At 65.0% G+C, this 15,895-nt stretch carries 18 protein-coding genes; 12 read left to right on the top strand and 6 right to left on the bottom strand.

Annotation, left to right across the window (positions count from 1 at the left end):
• Window positions 1-21 precede the first annotated feature (21 nt).
• From ACSFBF_RS06165 to ACSFBF_RS06190, 6 genes are read left to right on the top strand one after another with little or no spacing between them, the layout of a single operon-like run.
• Window positions 22-1,269, top strand: a complete 1,248-nt coding sequence (locus tag ACSFBF_RS06165) for an ABC transporter substrate-binding protein (RefSeq protein ID WP_435465445.1) — start codon at window positions 22-24, stop codon at window positions 1,267-1,269.
• Window positions 1,266-2,144 carry a branched-chain amino acid ABC transporter permease gene (locus ACSFBF_RS06170; RefSeq protein WP_435465446.1) on the top strand — a complete coding sequence of 293 codons (879 nt, stop codon included), beginning with the start codon at window positions 1,266-1,268 and terminating at the stop codon, window positions 2,142-2,144. Before ACSFBF_RS06165 ends, ACSFBF_RS06170 begins: the two co-directional genes overlap by 4 nt.
• Entirely contained in the window at window positions 2,144-3,178 is a 1,035-nt protein-coding gene (locus tag ACSFBF_RS06175; protein ID WP_435465447.1) for a branched-chain amino acid ABC transporter permease, read from the top strand. The genes ACSFBF_RS06170 and ACSFBF_RS06175 overlap by 1 nt, the downstream gene beginning before the upstream one ends.
• Window positions 3,175-3,906: an ABC transporter ATP-binding protein gene (locus ACSFBF_RS06180; RefSeq protein WP_435465448.1), complete on the top strand. Its 732-nt coding sequence runs from the start codon at window positions 3,175-3,177 to the stop codon at window positions 3,904-3,906. The genes ACSFBF_RS06175 and ACSFBF_RS06180 overlap by 4 nt, the downstream gene beginning before the upstream one ends.
• Window positions 3,896-4,603, top strand: a complete 708-nt coding sequence (locus tag ACSFBF_RS06185; RefSeq protein ID WP_435465449.1) for an ABC transporter ATP-binding protein — start codon at window positions 3,896-3,898, stop codon at window positions 4,601-4,603. The genes ACSFBF_RS06180 and ACSFBF_RS06185 overlap by 11 nt, the downstream gene beginning before the upstream one ends.
• A 31-nt stretch (window positions 4,604-4,634) precedes the next feature.
• Complete coding sequence (locus ACSFBF_RS06190; RefSeq protein WP_435465450.1) at window positions 4,635-5,621, top strand: TRAP transporter substrate-binding protein; 987 nt, start codon at window positions 4,635-4,637, stop codon at window positions 5,619-5,621.
• Here the strand turns inward: ACSFBF_RS06190 and ACSFBF_RS06195 are convergent.
• Window positions 5,603-6,523: a LysR substrate-binding domain-containing protein gene (locus ACSFBF_RS06195; protein WP_435465451.1), complete on the bottom strand. Its 921-nt coding sequence runs from the start codon at window positions 6,521-6,523 to the stop codon at window positions 5,603-5,605. The two genes, ACSFBF_RS06190 and ACSFBF_RS06195, sit on opposite strands and share 19 nt — an antisense overlap.
• 70 nt (window positions 6,524-6,593) lie before the next feature.
• Here ACSFBF_RS06195 and ACSFBF_RS06200 point away from each other — a divergent pair, with 70 nt between their 5' ends.
• From ACSFBF_RS06200 to ACSFBF_RS06220, 5 genes are read left to right on the top strand one after another with little or no spacing between them, the layout of a single operon-like run.
• Window positions 6,594-7,433, top strand: coding sequence for an amidohydrolase family protein (locus ACSFBF_RS06200; protein ID WP_435465452.1), 840 nt, complete (start codon window positions 6,594-6,596; stop codon window positions 7,431-7,433).
• Window positions 7,430-8,230, top strand: a complete 801-nt coding sequence (locus ACSFBF_RS06205) for an SDR family NAD(P)-dependent oxidoreductase (RefSeq protein WP_435465453.1) — start codon at window positions 7,430-7,432, stop codon at window positions 8,228-8,230. Before ACSFBF_RS06200 ends, ACSFBF_RS06205 begins: the two co-directional genes overlap by 4 nt.
• A 32-nt stretch (window positions 8,231-8,262) precedes the next feature.
• The gene (locus tag ACSFBF_RS06210; protein WP_435465454.1) at window positions 8,263-9,222 is read left to right on the top strand and encodes a Bug family tripartite tricarboxylate transporter substrate binding protein; all 960 of its coding nucleotides are present in this window, start codon (window positions 8,263-8,265) and stop codon (window positions 9,220-9,222) included.
• The gene (locus ACSFBF_RS06215) at window positions 9,219-9,746 is read left to right on the top strand and encodes a carboxymuconolactone decarboxylase family protein (RefSeq protein ID WP_435465455.1); all 528 of its coding nucleotides are present in this window, start codon (window positions 9,219-9,221) and stop codon (window positions 9,744-9,746) included. Before ACSFBF_RS06210 ends, ACSFBF_RS06215 begins: the two co-directional genes overlap by 4 nt.
• A gap of 14 nt (window positions 9,747-9,760) precedes the next feature.
• Complete coding sequence (locus tag ACSFBF_RS06220) at window positions 9,761-10,294, top strand: hypothetical protein (RefSeq protein WP_435465456.1); 534 nt, start codon at window positions 9,761-9,763, stop codon at window positions 10,292-10,294.
• Window positions 10,295-10,316: 22 nt separating this feature from the next.
• On the opposite strand, the gene ACSFBF_RS06225 is transcribed toward ACSFBF_RS06220, so the two are convergent.
• Window positions 10,317-10,970 (bottom strand): hypothetical protein, encoded by a 654-nt coding sequence (locus tag ACSFBF_RS06225; RefSeq protein WP_435465457.1) that lies wholly within the window; start codon window positions 10,968-10,970, stop codon window positions 10,317-10,319.
• A gap of 366 nt (window positions 10,971-11,336) precedes the next feature.
• Here ACSFBF_RS06225 and ACSFBF_RS06230 point away from each other — a divergent pair, with 366 nt between their 5' ends.
• A complete protein-coding gene (locus tag ACSFBF_RS06230) occupies window positions 11,337-11,678 on the top strand; it encodes an RcnB family protein (protein ID WP_435465458.1) in 342 nt (113 codons plus the stop codon).
• Between the two features lie 119 nt (window positions 11,679-11,797).
• Here the strand turns inward: ACSFBF_RS06230 and ACSFBF_RS06235 are convergent, their stop codons facing one another.
• The 4 genes from ACSFBF_RS06235 to ACSFBF_RS06250 form a co-directional block, all read right to left on the bottom strand.
• Entirely contained in the window at window positions 11,798-12,409 is a 612-nt protein-coding gene (locus ACSFBF_RS06235; RefSeq protein WP_435465459.1) for an alkylhydroperoxidase domain protein, read from the bottom strand.
• 17 nt (window positions 12,410-12,426) lie between these two features.
• A complete protein-coding gene (locus ACSFBF_RS06240) occupies window positions 12,427-13,071 on the bottom strand; it encodes a CMD domain protein (RefSeq protein WP_435465460.1) in 645 nt (214 codons plus the stop codon).
• Between the two features lie 10 nt (window positions 13,072-13,081).
• Window positions 13,082-14,155 carry a putative FMN-dependent luciferase-like monooxygenase gene (locus tag ACSFBF_RS06245; RefSeq protein ID WP_435465461.1) on the bottom strand — a complete coding sequence of 358 codons (1,074 nt, stop codon included), beginning with the start codon at window positions 14,153-14,155 and terminating at the stop codon, window positions 13,082-13,084.
• A 138-nt stretch (window positions 14,156-14,293) separates the two neighbouring features.
• Window positions 14,294-15,829: a GGDEF domain-containing protein gene (locus tag ACSFBF_RS06250; RefSeq protein ID WP_435465462.1), complete on the bottom strand. Its 1,536-nt coding sequence runs from the start codon at window positions 15,827-15,829 to the stop codon at window positions 14,294-14,296.
• Between the last annotated feature and the right edge of the window lie 66 nt (window positions 15,830-15,895).

A 15,895-nucleotide genomic window follows, 5' to 3' on the forward strand; every position in this document is an offset into this window, starting at 1 on the left:
TGCAGTACCGGAGATTCATTCATGAAACGCAGACAAGCCCTCATTGGCATTGCCGGCACCGTGGCATTGAACGGCGCCTTCACCCAGGCCCTGGCCCAGAAAGGCGAGGTCGTCATCGGTGTGATCTACCCGTTGACGGGTTCCAGCGCGCAGGTCGGCGTGGACAGCAAGCACGCGATCGACACCGCACTGGAAATCATCAACACCGCCAGCACGCTCGACCTGCCGGGCGCCAAAAATGCCGGCCTTGCAGGCCTGGGGAACGCAAAGGTGCGGGTGGTCTACGCCGACCACCAGGGCGACCCGCAAAAGGGCCGCTCCGAGGCGGAACGCCTGATCACGCAGGAAAATGTGTGCACCATCGTCGGTGCATTCCACTCGGCCGTCTCCGCCACGGTGAGCGCCACTTGCGAGCGCTACGAGGTGCCCTATCTCTGCGCCGATTCCTCTTCTCCGAGCCTGAGCCGGCGCGGCCTGAAGTACTTCTTTCGCACCTCGGCGCATGACGAGATGTTCAGCGAGGCCATGTTCGACTTCATGGATGCGATGAAGGGCAAGGGCAAGCCGATCGGCAGCGTCGGCATCTTCTACGAAGACACCATCTTCGGCACGGACTCGTCCGCCGTGCAGCGCAAGCTGGCCAACGAGCGGGGCTACAAGATCGCCTGCGACATCAAGTACCGCGCCAACTCGCCCTCGCTGAGCGCCGAGGCCCAGCAGATCAAGACGGCCAACCCCGACGTGCTCCTGCCCTCCAGCTACACCAGCGACGCAATCTTGCTGACCAATGCAATGGCGTCGATCGGCTACAAGCCGAAGAACCTCGTGACGCAGGCGGCCGGCTATATCGAGAAACCCACGCTCGAATCGGTGGGCGACAAGCTCCAGGGCATGATCTCGCGCGCCAGCTTCTCCGCTGACATGGGCGACAAGCGGCCGTCGGCCAAGGCCGTGAACGACATGTTCAAGGCGCGCGCCGGACGCGACCTCAACGACCAGACCTCGCGGGTGTTCACCGCGCTGATGGTGCTGGCGGAGGCCATAGACCGCGCCAGGTCGATCGAGCCGAAGAAGATCCGCGAAGCGCTGGTTGCCACCGACATTCCAGGCGAGAAAACCATCATGCCGTGGAAGCGCGTGAAGTTCGACGCCACGGGCCAGAACACATTTGCCAGCCCCGTGCTGATCCAGTTCAAGGCAGGTAAGTTCTCGACGGTGTTTCCGTTCGAAGTCGCGACCGCGACGCCGGTCTGGCCGATGAACCCATGACTGCCTCCGCACTGCCGCAGATCCTGGCCACCGGCTTGCTGATGGGGCTGATCTACGCCCTCATCGCTGCCGGGCTCTCGCTCATCTTCGGGCTGATGGACGTGGTGAACTTCGCCCATGGCGAGTTCCTCATGCTCGCCATGTACGCGACCTTCGGCTTCGCGGTGTTCGCACACCTCGATCCGGTGCTCTCGCTGCCGCTGGTGGCGGCTGTCATGTTCATCGTTGGCGCGAGTGTCTATGCGGGCGTGGTGCGGCATGCGATGCGCTCCAAGGTCAACACGGGCATGGTCCAGATCTTCTCGACCTTCGGCCTGGCGACGCTGATCCAGGGCGGTGCGCAATTCTTCTTCACGCCGGACTTCCGCAACGTCGACCACACCTGGCTCAGCGCGAAGACGCTCGACCTCGGCGGCATCTTCCTGCCCTGGTCGCAGATCTTCGGCGGCCTCATCTCGCTGGTCGCCTTCGGCGGCCTGTACCTGATGACGACGCGCACCGACTTCGGCCGGGCGCTGGAGGCCACGCGCGAGGACAAGGGCGCGGTCGCGCTGGTCGGCATCGACAGCAACCGCGTGTTCGCGCTCGGCTGGGGCCTGGGTGCGGCGCTGGTCGGCGTGGCGGGCGCGGTGCTCGCAACCTCTTACGCCATTCATCCCCAGGTGGGCGCGGGCTTTGCGACCATTGCCTACATCACCGTCGCGCTCGGCGGCTTCGGCAGCGTGTTCGGCGCGCTCGTTGCGGGCATCGTCGTCGGGCTGGTCGAAGCCCTCACTGCCAACATCCTGCCGCCGGCCATGAAATCGATGGGCATCTACGCGCTCTATCTGGTCGTCATTTTTCTTCGCCCGCAGGGGCTGTTCGGGAAGCTTTGATGTCCATCCCATCTTCCCCCGCGGCCCCGCCGTCTTCTTCGTCTTCTTTGCTGGCCGGCGTCACCCGGCATCGGCGCCGCCAGCTCATCGAGGCAGTGGTGGTGTTCGCACTCATCGCGCTGCTTCCCTTGCTGGTGAAGAACGCCTACCTGCGCAACGTGATCGTGCTGACGCTGATGTACGCCGCCCTCGCCCAGAGCTGGAACATCCTCGGCGGCTACTGCGGCCAGATCTCGCTCGGCCACGCGCTGTACTTCGGCGTTGGCGCGTATGCGGTCAGCAAGCTCTATGTGAGCTACGGCGTGCTGCCCTGGTTCGGCATGCTCGCCGGTGGCGGGCTGGCGGTGTTGCTGGCCCTGGCGCTCGGCTACGGCACCTTCCGGCTGAAGGGTCACTACTTCTCGATCGCGACCCTGGTGATCGCCGAGATGGGGTTGCTGATCGTCCACAACTGGGACTGGCTCGGCGGCGCCACGGGCATCCAGTGGCCCTTTGGCCCGGACAGCTGGGCCACGCTGCAGTTTGCGCGCGACAAGACGCCCTACATCTTCTTCGCGCTCGGGCTGCTCGTCGTGACCTGGCTGCTGACCTTCTTCATCGAAGGCTCGAAATGGGGCTACTGGTGGCGCGCCGTGAAGGACCATCCCGAAGCCGCCGAAAGCCTCGGCGTGACCGTGTTCCGGTCCAAGATGGCGGCCGCCGCGCTGTCGGCCTTCTTCACCGCGATTGGCGGCGGCTTCTATGCGGCCTTCGTGTCCTACGTCGATCCCGACAGCGTGATGCACTTCAGGTTCTCGCTGCTGATGGTGCTACCCGTGGTGCTCGGCGGCATCGGCACGCTGTGGGGGCCGATCCTCGGCGCCGCGATCCTCGTGCCGCTCTCGGAATTCACGCGCAGCTACGTCGGCGGCTCCGGCGGCGGCCTCGACCTGATGCTGTACGGCGGCCTCGTCATGGCGGTGGCGCTGCTCAAGCCCGAAGGGCTGATCAAGCTGTTCGCCAGGAAGACCCGGATCCGGGAGGCCGCACGATGAGCCTCGACATTCTTCTGGAGACGATCGACGTCACGCGCCGCTTCGGCGGCCTCGTTGCGAACCGTGACGTGAGCATGCGTGTGCACCGGGGCGAGATCCTCGGTCTGATCGGACCCAACGGCGCGGGCAAGTCGACCCTGTTCAACCTGATCGCAGGCGCTTATCTGCCGACCTCGGGCAGCATCCGCTTCGACGGCCGCGACATCACCGAACTGCCGGCCACGCGCCGCTGTGCGCTCGGCATTGCGCGCACGTACCAGGTCCCGCGCTCCTTCGATTCCATGACGGTGCTCGAGAACGTGATGGTCGGCGGCTTCGTGCGCCACGCCTCGTCGAAGGCGGCTCGCCTCGCGGCACTGCAGGTGCTCGACTTCACGGGCCTCTCGCGCACGGCCGGCACCCTTACCGGCGAACTCACGCCGCCCGAGAAGCGTCGCCTGGAGGTTGCGCGCGCGCTGGCCACCGAACCGAAGCTGCTGCTGCTCGACGAAGTGCTCACGGGCCTCACGCCAAGCGAGGCGCAACTGGGCGTGGAGCTGATCCGGCGCGTGCGCGACGCGGGCATCACGGTTGTCATGGTCGAGCACGTGATGCAGATCGTGATGCCGCTGGTCGACCGCGCCATCGTCCTCAACCTCGGCACCGTTCTCGCCAGCGGCAGCCCTGCCGACGTCGTGCGCGACCCGGCGGTGATCTCCGCCTACCTGGGAACACGCCATGCTGCTTGAAGTCAGCGGCCTGACCACCGCCTACGCCGGCATGGTCGCCATCGCCGATATTTCGGTGTCCGTGAACGAGGGCGAAATCGTCGTCGTCGCCGGTGCCAACGGTGCCGGCAAGTCGACTCTGCTCCAGTCGATTGCCGGGCTGGTCAAAACCCAGTCGGGCCAGGTTCGTTTTGCCGGCGAGGCCATCGATGCCCTGCCCGGCCACCAGATCGCCGCGCGCGGCCTGGCGTTCGTTCCCGAGAGCCGGCGGCTGTTTCCACGCCTGTCGGTGGAAGACAACCTGCGCCTGGGCAGCTACCTGCATCGCAAGAAGGCTGACCGCGACGCGCCGCTGGCCCAGGTGTTCACGCTGTTTCCGCGCTTGAAGGAACGCCTGAAGCAACGGGCGGAGACGCTGTCGGGTGGCGAGCAGCAGATGCTGGCCATCGGCCGCGCACTGATGACACGGCCGCGCCTTCTGATGCTGGACGAACCCTCGCAAGGAATCATGCCCAAGCTGGTCGACGAAATCTTCGAGGCCGTGCTGACGATTCGAAAGGCCGGCGTGACTGTGCTTCTGGTCGAGCAGCGTCTGGCTGAAAGCCTGGAGATCGCGGAGCGTGCCTACGTGCTGCAGACAGGCCGACTGATGCTGTCGGGCAAGGCAGCCGAGGTGCGCGACAACCCCGAAGTACGTCGCGTGTATCTGGGCATGTGACCCTCCTTCGCAGCATCAACTGAGGTCATCCATGAGCAATCGAGTCACTCGTCGTACCTTTACCCTGCTCGCGTGCGGCGCGGGGGCTCTTTCCACCGCACGCGGTGCAACCGTTTGGCGGATTGCAACGGCATACCCGTTGGAAAACTTTCACACGGCCAATCTCATTGCGATGGCCAATGATGTTGAACTCGCAACGCAGGGGCAGCTTCATATCGACGTTTATCCCAAAAGCTCCCTGTATGCGCTGAATGCCATCCAATCCGCCGTGCAGGACGGAAAAGTCGAAGCTGGCGAAGTCATCATGAGCAGCCTCGTCGCCGACCTTCCGATGGCGGGCGCAGATTCGGTTCCATTCGTCACCGACAGCTATGCCGATGCACTTCGGCTCTGGCGAATTCAGCGTCCCCTGATCGAGAAAGCATTCGCAAGCCGGGGACTGGAGGTTCTATATGCCGTGCCGTGGCCACCGCAAGGCCTGTACTCGACCCGACCGCTTGGCGGATTGGGGGACATGCGCGGCATGCGAATGCGCACATTCAACGCAAACACTGCAAAGATCGCAACGCTCATGGGCACCGAAGCCGTCGATGTTCCAGCTACCGAACTCAACAAGGCACTCGCTGATGGACGCATCGACTGCATGATGACGTCTGCCGTGACTGGAGTGGAAAGCCGTGCATGGCAGTCCATGCACTACTTCTATGAAATCAATGCGTTCTTTCCCAAGAACATTGTGTTTGCCAACAAGAAGGCATGGGACGCCATTGGCGCCCCACTGCGCGAGGCGTTGAAGAACGCGAGCGCTGCGGCGGAACTTCGCGGATGGTCCAACAGCGCATCGGTTGCCGCTCAGTCCCTGGAAGAATTGAAGCGAAGCGGCATGAAGATCGAATCGCCTTCCTATTTGTTCGGTCGAGACGTCAAGCGTCTCGGGGAACGTTTTTCGCTGGATTGGGTGAAGCAAGTGGGCGTATCCGCCAACGATGTCTTCATACCCTATTTCGACAAGCGATAGATATGTCGCAGATCCGTCTCGCGACGCCGGAAATCCAGCTCTTGAAGAATTTGCGCCGTACCGCGCACGAGACGGGTGGCCGGACGCGCGGTCGGTGTCGCAAGCACCAATGCATTCCAGATGCTGGGCGGCCCGATCGGCGCCCGCGGCAGTGCTTCGCCGCCGGGCGCACCCAGAGCGCTCTCCGGAAGAATCGTGCATCCGACCCCGGTTGCAACGAGCGCAAGCACGGTGTGGACAGCTCCCACCTCCGCGAGCACCTGGAGTTCGATGCGACGCGGGCCAAGGACGGAGTCGAGCAGGTGCCGGATTGCGTTTGGCGCGCTGGGCAGAACCATGGGGTAGTTCGCAAGTGCCGCCAGTCCGACGCGTGCTGGCAGCTTGCTCTTGGGCGGCGCGACCAGCAATAGCTTTTCGCGCATCAAGGGCTGAAAGCTCAGCTGGGGCGAAGCGGCGGGATCGAACAGCAGCGCCAGATCCAGCCGCCCCGCGATCAGGGATTCGCGCAGTGCGACGCTCAGGCCTTCGAGGATGGTGATGACAGCGCGCGGAAACCTCTCCCGAAACTGCTGAATCAGGGGCGTGCTCAAGCCCAGGGCCACCCGCGGCGGCATGCCGACCACGATACGGCCGCCAGGACTCTCGTCCAGTTCCTGCAATTCGTCGCGGGCGCGACGGGAGATGTCCAGCATCGCGCGTGCGTGAACGAGCAGCACAGCGCCTGCGTCCGTCGTGGTCACGCCGCGTCCGGTTCTCACCAGCAAGCGTTGCCCGAGATCTGCCTCCAGCAAGGCGATCTGCCTGCTCAGGCTGGGCTGCGCCAGGTTGAGCGCCACAGCGCCGCGGCTGAAGCTCCCCGCATCGACCACGGTGACGAAATACAGCAGCTGGCGCAACTCCATAGGAATTCAGCATAGCTGATATAGGCGTACTGTCCTTACGCCGGTGGCTATCGATGGGGAAACTGCCTGCATGACTTCCCCTCTTCCCCCAGGTGCCTGCAACGCCCACTGTCATGTGTTCGGGCCCGGCGCGCGCTTCCCTTACGCGCCGGACGCCGCCTTCGTTCCCGAAGCAGATGCGCCCAAGGAAGCCCTCTACGCGCTGAACGACCGCCTTGGCCTGCAACGCTGCGTGGTCGTGCAGTCGACCTGCCACGGCTTCGACAACCGCGCCGCAGAGGACGCCGTTGCATCGCGGCCCTCAAGCTACCGAGCGATCGCCCTGCTGCCGACCGACGTCGGCAACGCAGAACTCGAGCGGCTCCACGCTGCGGGCTTTCGTGGCGTCCGCTTCAACTTCATGGGACACCTCGGCCGGCACGCGGACATGGAGGAGGTCCTGTCGTTGGCGGGCCGCTTCGCGCCGCTCGGCTGGCATCTGCAGATTCACGGCGATCCCGCGCTGCTCACCAACCTGGCGCCCGCGCTGCGTCGCTCGCCCACGCCGGTGGTGATCGACCACATCGGGCGCATCGATGCGGCGCTGGGTCTTGATCAGCCAGACTTCCGGGCGCTGCTGCGGTTGATGGCGGACGAGCGCTTCTGGGTCAAGGTGAGCGGCATGGACCGCATCACGCGGCTGGGCCCGCCCTACGCCGACGCCCAGCCCTTTGCCCGAACGCTGATCGCCGAGTTCGGCGACCGGGTCGTCTGGGGCAACGATTGGCCGCACCCGAACCACGCAGGCCCCATTCCCGACGAGCAGCAACTCGTCGACCTCATTGCCGAGATCGCCCCCACGGAATCTGCGCGCCATGCGCTGCTGGTCGGCAATCCGGAACGCCTTTATCAGTTTGGAGACAGGCCATGAGCCTCCGATTCGAGAACAAGGTCGCCATCGTGACCGGTGCCGGTTGCGTCGGCGCCGGCTGGGGCAATGGCCGCGCCATCGCCGTGCGGCTCGCCCAGGAGGGCGCCAGGGTCCTGGCGGTCGATCGCGACCGCGCCCGGCTCGACGAGACGCTCGAGCTGGCCGGCGACGCCCGCGCATCGATCACGCCGTGGGTCTGCGACGTCACGAACAGCGAGAGCGTGGCGGCCATGGCGACCGCGTGTCTGGACACGTACGGGACGATCGACGTCCTCGTCAACAACGTGGGAGGGTCCGCAGCGGGCGGGCCGGTGGAGCTGGCCGAAGAAGCATGGGATCTGCAAATCGACACCAACCTCAAGAGCGTGTTCCTGACCTGCAAGCATGTGCTTCCCACGATGCTGGCGAAGGGCGCGGGTTCGATCGTCAACATCTCCTCGACTTCCGGCCTGCGCTGGACGGGCAGTGCGCAGGTGGCGTACGCCGCGACCAAGGCCGGCGTCATCCAGATGTCGCGCGTGATCGCGGTCCAGCACGCGGCCCAGGGTGTCCGGGTCAACAGCGTCGTGCCGGGGCAGTTGCACACGCCGATGGTCGAAACACGCCTGGCGAAGCAGCGCGCAGGCGGCGACGTCGACGCACTGCTGGCCCAGCGCCGGAAGCGGATTCCGCTCGGTTTCATGGGCGACGGCCGGGACACGGCGAGCGCGGTACTGTTCCTGGCCAGCGACGAGGCCCGATTCATCACCGGCACCGAACTGATCGTCGACGGCGGCATGACCGCGCGCTGCGACTGAGATTCGAGTTGCCCAAAAAGACGGAGACATTCATGACCATTCAACGCATCCTGCTCACGGCAGCATTCGCCATAGCGCTGGCGCCCGCTGTCCATGCACAGCCGAAGACGACGCGGATCGTCGTTTCCTTCACCTCCGGGGGACCTGTCGACTCGGTCGCCCGGATCCTCTCCGAACAGCTCGGCAAGGAGTTGGGCCGCACGGTCATCGTCGACAACAAGCCCGGCGCCAACGGCGCGATTGGCGCTATCGATGTCATGAAGTCGGCCCCGGACGGCGGCACGCTGTGGTTCACCAGCGTCGGTGCGGCTGCGATCAATTCTTCGCTGTACGAGAAGCTCCCCTACGACATGCAGCGCGACTTCGCGCCGGTCTCGCTGGTCGTCAACAACGTCGAGTTGCTGGTGACCCAGCAGAGCAACCCAGCCAAGGACGCGGCCGACTTCGTGGCCGCAACGAAGAAGCGCGCCGAGCCAACGCCGATGGGCTCCTCCGGCACGGGGAGCATTCCGCATCTGGCAATCGAACAGTTGGCCGATTCGAGCGGCGCCAGGCTGCTTCATGTCCCCTACAAGGGTGCAGCACCGGCCATCACAGACCTGATGGGGGGCCAGATCGGCGGATTCTTCGGCGACGTGCCCGGGCTGCTTGGACATCTGCAAGGCGGACGGCTCAAGGCGCTGGGTGTGGCTTCGAGCAAGCGGCACCCTTCGTTGCCGGACGTGAAGACACTGGAAGAGCAAGGCATAAGGGGTGTCGACACCAACAACTGGTATGCGCTGTTTGCGCCTGCGAAGACGCCGCCCGAGATCATCGAGGCGCTCAGCAAGGCGGTGCGCAACACGCTGGCCAATCCAGGCGTGCGCGAGAAATTGCTGAAGACGGGCACGGAGCCCGTCGGGTCCACGCCCCAGGAACTGGCGACCATCCAGAAGCGGGACACCGAGAAATGGGCGAAGCTGATCCGCGCCAAAAACATCAAGGCCGAATGATGACGACCCCTATCCGCGTACCCCTCGTGCAGCCCGGCACCCGCCCCGAGCTGGCCGAGATCGAGTCCCGCATCATGGCGCAGCGCGGTCGCGTGTCGCTGCTCTATCAGGTGCTCCTCAACAGCGAGCCAATCGCCTCGGGCTGGGAGCGCATGCTCACGGCGGTTCGCAACCAGACTGGCATACCCGCCGATCTTCGCGAGCTGATGATCCTTCGGGTCGCCGTTCTCAACGGCGCCAGCTTCGAGTACGACGCGCACGTGCCGCATGCACAGAAGGCGGGCGTCAGCGCCGAGAAGATCGATGCCGTCCGCCAAGACGTGCTGCCCGACATGTTCGCGCCGCTGGAGCGCCTGGTGCTCGAACTCGCGGATGCCATGACCCGCGAGATCGTGGTTCCGGAAGAGCTCATGGGCCGTATCCAGCAGCACTTCGACCCCAAGGGCGTGGTGGAAGTCGTGGCGACAGTGGCGGCCTACAACATGGTGTCGCGCCTGCTGGTTGCCCTGAACATCGCACATTGAACGAGGAGCCCGGAATGCAGGATCTATGGCTTCTCAAGTCCGACACATCCATGGTCGATCAGCCGCTCGCGCCGGTCCGCACGCTGCCGCCTGAAGTTCAGCCATGGCAGGCAATGAATGGCGCTTTGGTTTATTTCTACTCGGCAGGGAACACGCCGCCGACGTTCACGCCCCAGGGTGTTGCCGGCGAGTGGAAACGGCTCGCCTGCTTGCAAGAGGTGCAGGGCGCGTCGGCCGGCCAGGTTGCTTCGCACCACTACGTTGTGGAAACGGACGTGCTCCCCGAGTTCGAGGACGACCTCAACGCCTGGTACGCGCAGGAACACCTGCCCGGACTGGCAGCCGTGCCGGGAACCATCCGAGCGGCCCGGTACATCGACACCGCAGGCTCGCCGCGCTACTACGCCTGCTACGACCTCGCAGGCGTCGAGACCCTGGGCAGCCCCGAGTGGCTGGCCGTGCGCGCAACGCCTTGGAGCTCGCGGGTTCGCCCCGCTTTCCGGAACACGGGGCGAACCATGTTTCGCCGGCTGCCGGCAGCACGCTGAGCATGGCTCGCATCGCCGAAGCCTATCGTGCGGATGGTCTGGCCAGCGTAGCCAGCTTCTTCCTGGCCGCCTGCAAAAGACTGTTTCGTTCGACAGGCAGTGCCGCCTTGGTATCCCCGAGCGCGACGACCTCATGCACGGTGGTCGTGGAGAGCTTCGAGGACAACGGATCGCGCGGCGACATGCCATTGAGCCTGGTGATCGGGATGACGTGCACCTTGAGGTGCCGGCCCATTGTTTTCGACAACTTCTGACAAGCTGTCGTCATGGTGGCTTCGTCAGGGACCAGCCGACCATGCACGACCAGCAGTTCCACAGTGCCTTGCGCGTCCTCTCCCAGCACGAACGCGCGCACGACCGAGTCCTTGAACTTGGAACGCAGCATGGAACGGATCGGTTCCGCAGCCGCGAATGATTTCAGCGCAATGTTCCGCAGTTCGTTGTGGAAGACGAACGAGCGATCGACCTGAACGGTATCGGCCTGGTCTGCCTTTGCCGCCTGCCGTTTCACGATGCCGCTGCGGACGAGATGCTCCACGGTGAGGGCGGTCTCGGCCTCACCCAGCTTCGCTCGCCCTGCAAGCTCGCTCGTCGAGAACTGTTGATCGGGCGCCGCGTACAGGACCGTGAGGAGCTTCTGTACTTCGGGAGAGAAAAGAAAATCCGCGGCACTCATTCTTGCTTTGCTGCTGACACAAAGACCGCATTATCCAAGCGGCATGGAAGAGGTCGGCACCGACGCATCATCTATTGCTGGGGCAGCGCCTGAGTGCGAAAAGAAAGGCGACAGCGGTCGGCATCGAGGCGGTTTCCCTGAGCGGCTTTTTTCTCCCTGGCCTCTACCAGCGCCGAACCGCTGTCGAGAGGCAGTGTGCGCGCCCCCATCGAAGCCAACGTGAAGTTTGCGCGGGAGTTCCGTGAAACGATACCTGCCGTCCTGCGAGGTGCGACCTTGAGACCGGCACCTCTCAGCGCATCTCCAAATTTCGGCCCAAGTGGTGGCATAGGCTGAGCCTTCGTTGTTCAAAGGAGCTCAACCAACATGCGATACATCACCCAGAAACTCACCGCGGTCTCCATGGCCGCTGTCGTTGCCGCATCCACTCTCGGCGGCTGCGTGGTCGCGCCAACGCCCGTTGCCACCAATGTCGTCCTGGCGCCAGGCTCGCCTCTGCCGCCCGGGTATCAAGGCGAGGTGTATGTCGTGAGCGACTGGCAGTCCAGAGGTCTCTATGCGCCTCCGCAGGGCTACGCCTGGCGCTATGTCGACGGGCAATATGTGCTCGTGGCCGTAGCCACCGGAATCATCGCTGCGACCTTCCTGGCTGCATTTTTTGGGCACGGCGGCCATGGCGGGCCCGGGCCAGGTTTTGGTCCTCGCTGAAACAGCGCATCTGTTGAATTGCAGGACGGTGAACTTGCTGGACGCACTCCGAGCTCTCTGGGCGGCACTGGTTGCCATCGGTCAATTCTTCAACTGGCTCCTGAGCCTGTTGGCGTGACTCAATCTCCTCCGCGCTCCTGCGGTTCGCCCAGCGACAGCATAAGCCGGTTGGCCCAGTTGAAGAACGCCGCTCCGTGGATGACGTCGGCAATCGCAAGATCATCCAGCCCTTGCGCGCGCAGCTGCTCGATGTGCTCCGCCCCGAACGCGGAAGGCGTGGACGACAACGCAACCGAGGCCGCCACGATCGCATTCCAGCGCTCGCCCAGGTCGGCCTCCACGCCCTCGTCCAGCAGGCGTTGCACATCGTCCGTGCGCTGTGAGAAATGCGAGGCGAAGCGCGCATGCACCGAGGCGCAGTAGATGCAGCCGTTGTAGCGTGAGGCCGCGGCGGCCGAGAGTTCGCGTTCGGCGCGCGGCAGGCCGGCTTCGGGGTTGTAGAAGATGTCCTTGTCGGTGCGCGTGCGGGCACCCAATATGTCCGGGTCGCGCGCCAGCAGGCGGAAGTACGGCGACTTGGCGCGCGACGCGTCCACCAGCCCGGCGAAATGCCGCTCAGTCAGTTCGGCCTCGGGCAGAGGTTCGAGCCAGGGCAGCCATTCGAGCTGCGCCTGCGTGAAGGCATTCGGATGGGTGTTTTCGGGATGGCTCAGCGCGGATTCGACGGTCATGGTGTTTGTTCCTCGGGTCAATCGACAAGGGTGACGGGGCGTTGCGCCAGCGCCCTGAGGCCGGTGACGACACGGATCTGGAATGCGAGGAAGGCCACGAGCTGCGACAAGGTCACGATCTCGGTGCTCGACCACCCCGCATCGAGCAGCGACTGCAGCGCGGCCGGGCTCGCATCGCGCGGGTGAAAGACCAGCAGGTGCGCATGCGCGAGGCCGGCCGAAAGCCGCTCGCCAAGCACTGGACGCTGCGCGGCGCCCACCGCATACGAAGGGCCGGAAGCATCTTCGGCGCTGAGCGGGCCTGCGGGATAGCGGCCGTACGGCCCTTGCGTGGAGCCCCGCTTCGTTTCGATGGAGATGGCCTCCGCCACCCCGGCACGAGCGCCCTGCCCGGCCAGCGCATCGGCATAGAAGCGCGCCACGTCGGCTTGCCCATGCAGTCCGGCGACGAAGGCCGCGACGGCAAACCGGTCCGCGATTTCGAAATTTCCAAACACGGGCGGCGTCGGCGCGAACAGCGAGAGATAACTCTGCTGCGCATGGGTTCGCGCCTGCTCGCGCTGTACGCGGATCTGGTCGAGGTGGCTGCCCGGCTCGATGCCGACGAGCCGGTCGATGACGTCGGGCACAGCGGACACAGAAGAAGAAACGGTGGCGTTCATGAAATCCAGCCTAGAGAAGTGCAAGGGATTGAAGGTCCGACACACCCGCGCTACGCGCCCAGCCCAAGGCTGGCGCAACCACGGTGGCGGTCAGTTCGATGGAGCGCAGGATCGCCTCGTGCGGCGGATCGACGGAGTGCACCTGGCAAACCAGGTCGGTCACACGCGCGAGCGTTTTATCGGCACGCAGCGAGGCGATCACGTCGTCAGGCGACCCGACGTGCACGTCATATGCGGCAATCAGCTGTTCGAGCGATGCATCAGGGCCAGCGCGGTCTGCGAGGCCGACCTGCCCCGATGCGGCAAAGCGGGCCGCCGAGCGGCGCAGACCGATGTCGGCCAGGCGCAGCGCCTCCTTGCGCGTCTCCGCGACGAAGACGCTGCGCGAGCCCACGATGCGCGGCGTGCTGCCGGGCGGCAATGCAGCCAGGTAGGCATCGACGATCGGGTTCTGGATGTCGGCGAGCGATGCTTCGGGCGCGTGCTCGGGGCGCGGCTGCGTGCGCGAGAGCATCAGGCCGTCGCCAGCCTCCCCCGCGCGCGTGCCACCGCTCACCGAGAACGTGGCCTGCCAGATGCGGTCCAGCAGCGGCGAGCCCGCGGGGTACAGCGTGTCGCCGCCCTGCAGCGGCTTGCCAGCCCACGCTGCGCGCACCGCGGCAAGCTGTCTCGCGAAGATGGCCGAACGGTCGTTGCCATCCAACCCGAAGGCCGCGAAAGACTCGGGCGTGCCGCCCGTTCCCACGCCCACCTCGAGCCGGCCTTGCGAGAGCAGATCCAGCACGACCGCGTCCTCCGCCACGCGCACGGCGTTTTCCAAAGGCAGCGTGACGATGCCAGTGCCCAGGCGAATGCGCTTCGTGCGCGAGGCCACATAGGCAAGGAAGACGAACGGCGACGGCAGCCCGCCCTCGTGTTCGTGAAAGTGATGCTGCGCCACCCAGGCCGAATCGAAGCCGAAGGCCTCGGCGTGGGCGATCTGCGCAGCGGCGAGACGGTAGCGCTCGGCGGCTGTCGCGTCGTCGAGCAGGCGGCTGAAGAAGCCGAGGCGAAGCTGGCGCGGGGAGTGGGAAATGCCGGGCATCCGAAGAGAAAGCTGGGTTGTCGAAAGCCTTCGAGTCTTGCCCGTGATGCGGTCCGCAGGGAAATCCGGATTTCGCGCTTGTTTATGCGGTTTGCGTGTATCGCCGCCTGTCCTCGCAGCGGGAGCGCGGAAAGGCGCTCAAGTTGTCGTCGGACGCATCGCCGCTGTGCAAACGCGATTCCGGCCTCCCATCTTGGCCGCGTACAGGGCCTTGTCGGCCGCCTGAATCAACTCCTTCGGCGGTCCGTGGGTGACCGAGGGGCTGAGCGCATCCACGCCGGCGCTCAGCGTCACAAAGCCGTCGGGAGCACCGGCGTGCACGATTGCCAGGTCGCGCACCGCGCTGCGGATTCTTTCCGCCAGCACGGCCGCGCCAGCCACATCGGTGTTCGGCAACAGCACGGCCAGTTCTTCCCCGCCGTAGCGGGCCGCGAGGTCTCCCGGGCGGCGGGATGCGAGGCCTGCGATGGTGCGGCCGATCGTCTGCAGGCACTCGTCCCCGGCCGTATGGCCGTAGATGTCGTTGAACTGCTTGAAGCAATCGACATCGATCAGGATGAGCGCCAGGGTGCTCGCGTCTCGCATGGCCCGGCTGAACTCGTTGTCGAGCGTCACGTCGAACTGCCGGCGATTCGCCAACCCCGTAAGGCCGTCCTCCATGGCGAGGGTGTTCAGGGTCTTGTTGAGCGTCTCCAGCGCGTCGCGTGCGCGCCGCAGTTCGGCCTCGGTCTTGCTGCGCAGCTCCATCTGCTTCACCAGCCGCCATCCCACGAAACCGACGATCGACGCCAGAAGAATGACGCCCCCCGTATGCCAAAGCGTTTCCCGCCACCAGGCGGCCAGGATCTCGTCTTTGGAAAGGGCCGCTGCAACGAACAGCGGATAGTTGGTGAGGCGCCGGAAGCTGTTCAGCCGCGTGATGCCGTCCTGCGCCGACATGATTTCGGCCGTCCCGACCGGGCCCTGGGCCGCGTACGCACGAAAGAGACCTGTGTCCAGCATGCTTCTGCCGACCATGTCGGTGCTGTACGGCCGGCGAGTCATCATCGTCCCGTTCTCGAGGATCAGTGCAACGGCGCCTGCCTGGCCTATGTCGAGGCTGTCGTAGAACTTCGTAAAGAAGTCGACCCTGATCGTTGCGAGCGCCACCCCGGCGAAGCTGCCGTCCGCATGATTGATGCGTCGGGAGACGGGTACGAGCAGTCTGCCGGTGGTCCGGCTCCTCACCGGCGCACCGATGTGCGGTCCGCGCTCCTCGTGCTCGCGGTGAAAAAGAAAGTACTCGCGGTCCGCGTTGTTCAGGTTTTGCGGCGCTACTTGCCGGGAGTTTGCGACCCAGTTTCCATCCTTGTCGTAGATGTGAAGCCCATCGAGCTGTGGGAGTTCGGCCACCCGCATCGCGAACACCTTGCGAAGCCGTTCGATGGCCTCCGGCCCCGTGCCGTCGTGCTCGATGCGTTCGACCATGCCGACCAATGCCGTGTCAGCCTGCTTGATCGTGTCGTCCGCCTGCTGTGCCATTGCGCGCGCGAGATTCGACGTCGCAACGCTCATCTGCTGAAGCTGAACCGTTCGCGAGTGCCAGCTATTCAAGCCGTCGAGCGCCACGAGGGCGAGGCAAACCACGGCCACGAAGGCCGTCGTCCGGAAGGTGATGGATGGTCGACGAAACACGATGCGCTTTCGAAGCAGTGATGTCTGAAGCCTTGCCCGACTTTGACACAGCTGCGGCCGAATCGT

Origin of the sequence: Variovorax nivicola, assembly GCF_051216475.1 — a bacterium.
Classification (GTDB): domain Bacteria; phylum Pseudomonadota; class Gammaproteobacteria; order Burkholderiales; family Burkholderiaceae_C; genus Variovorax.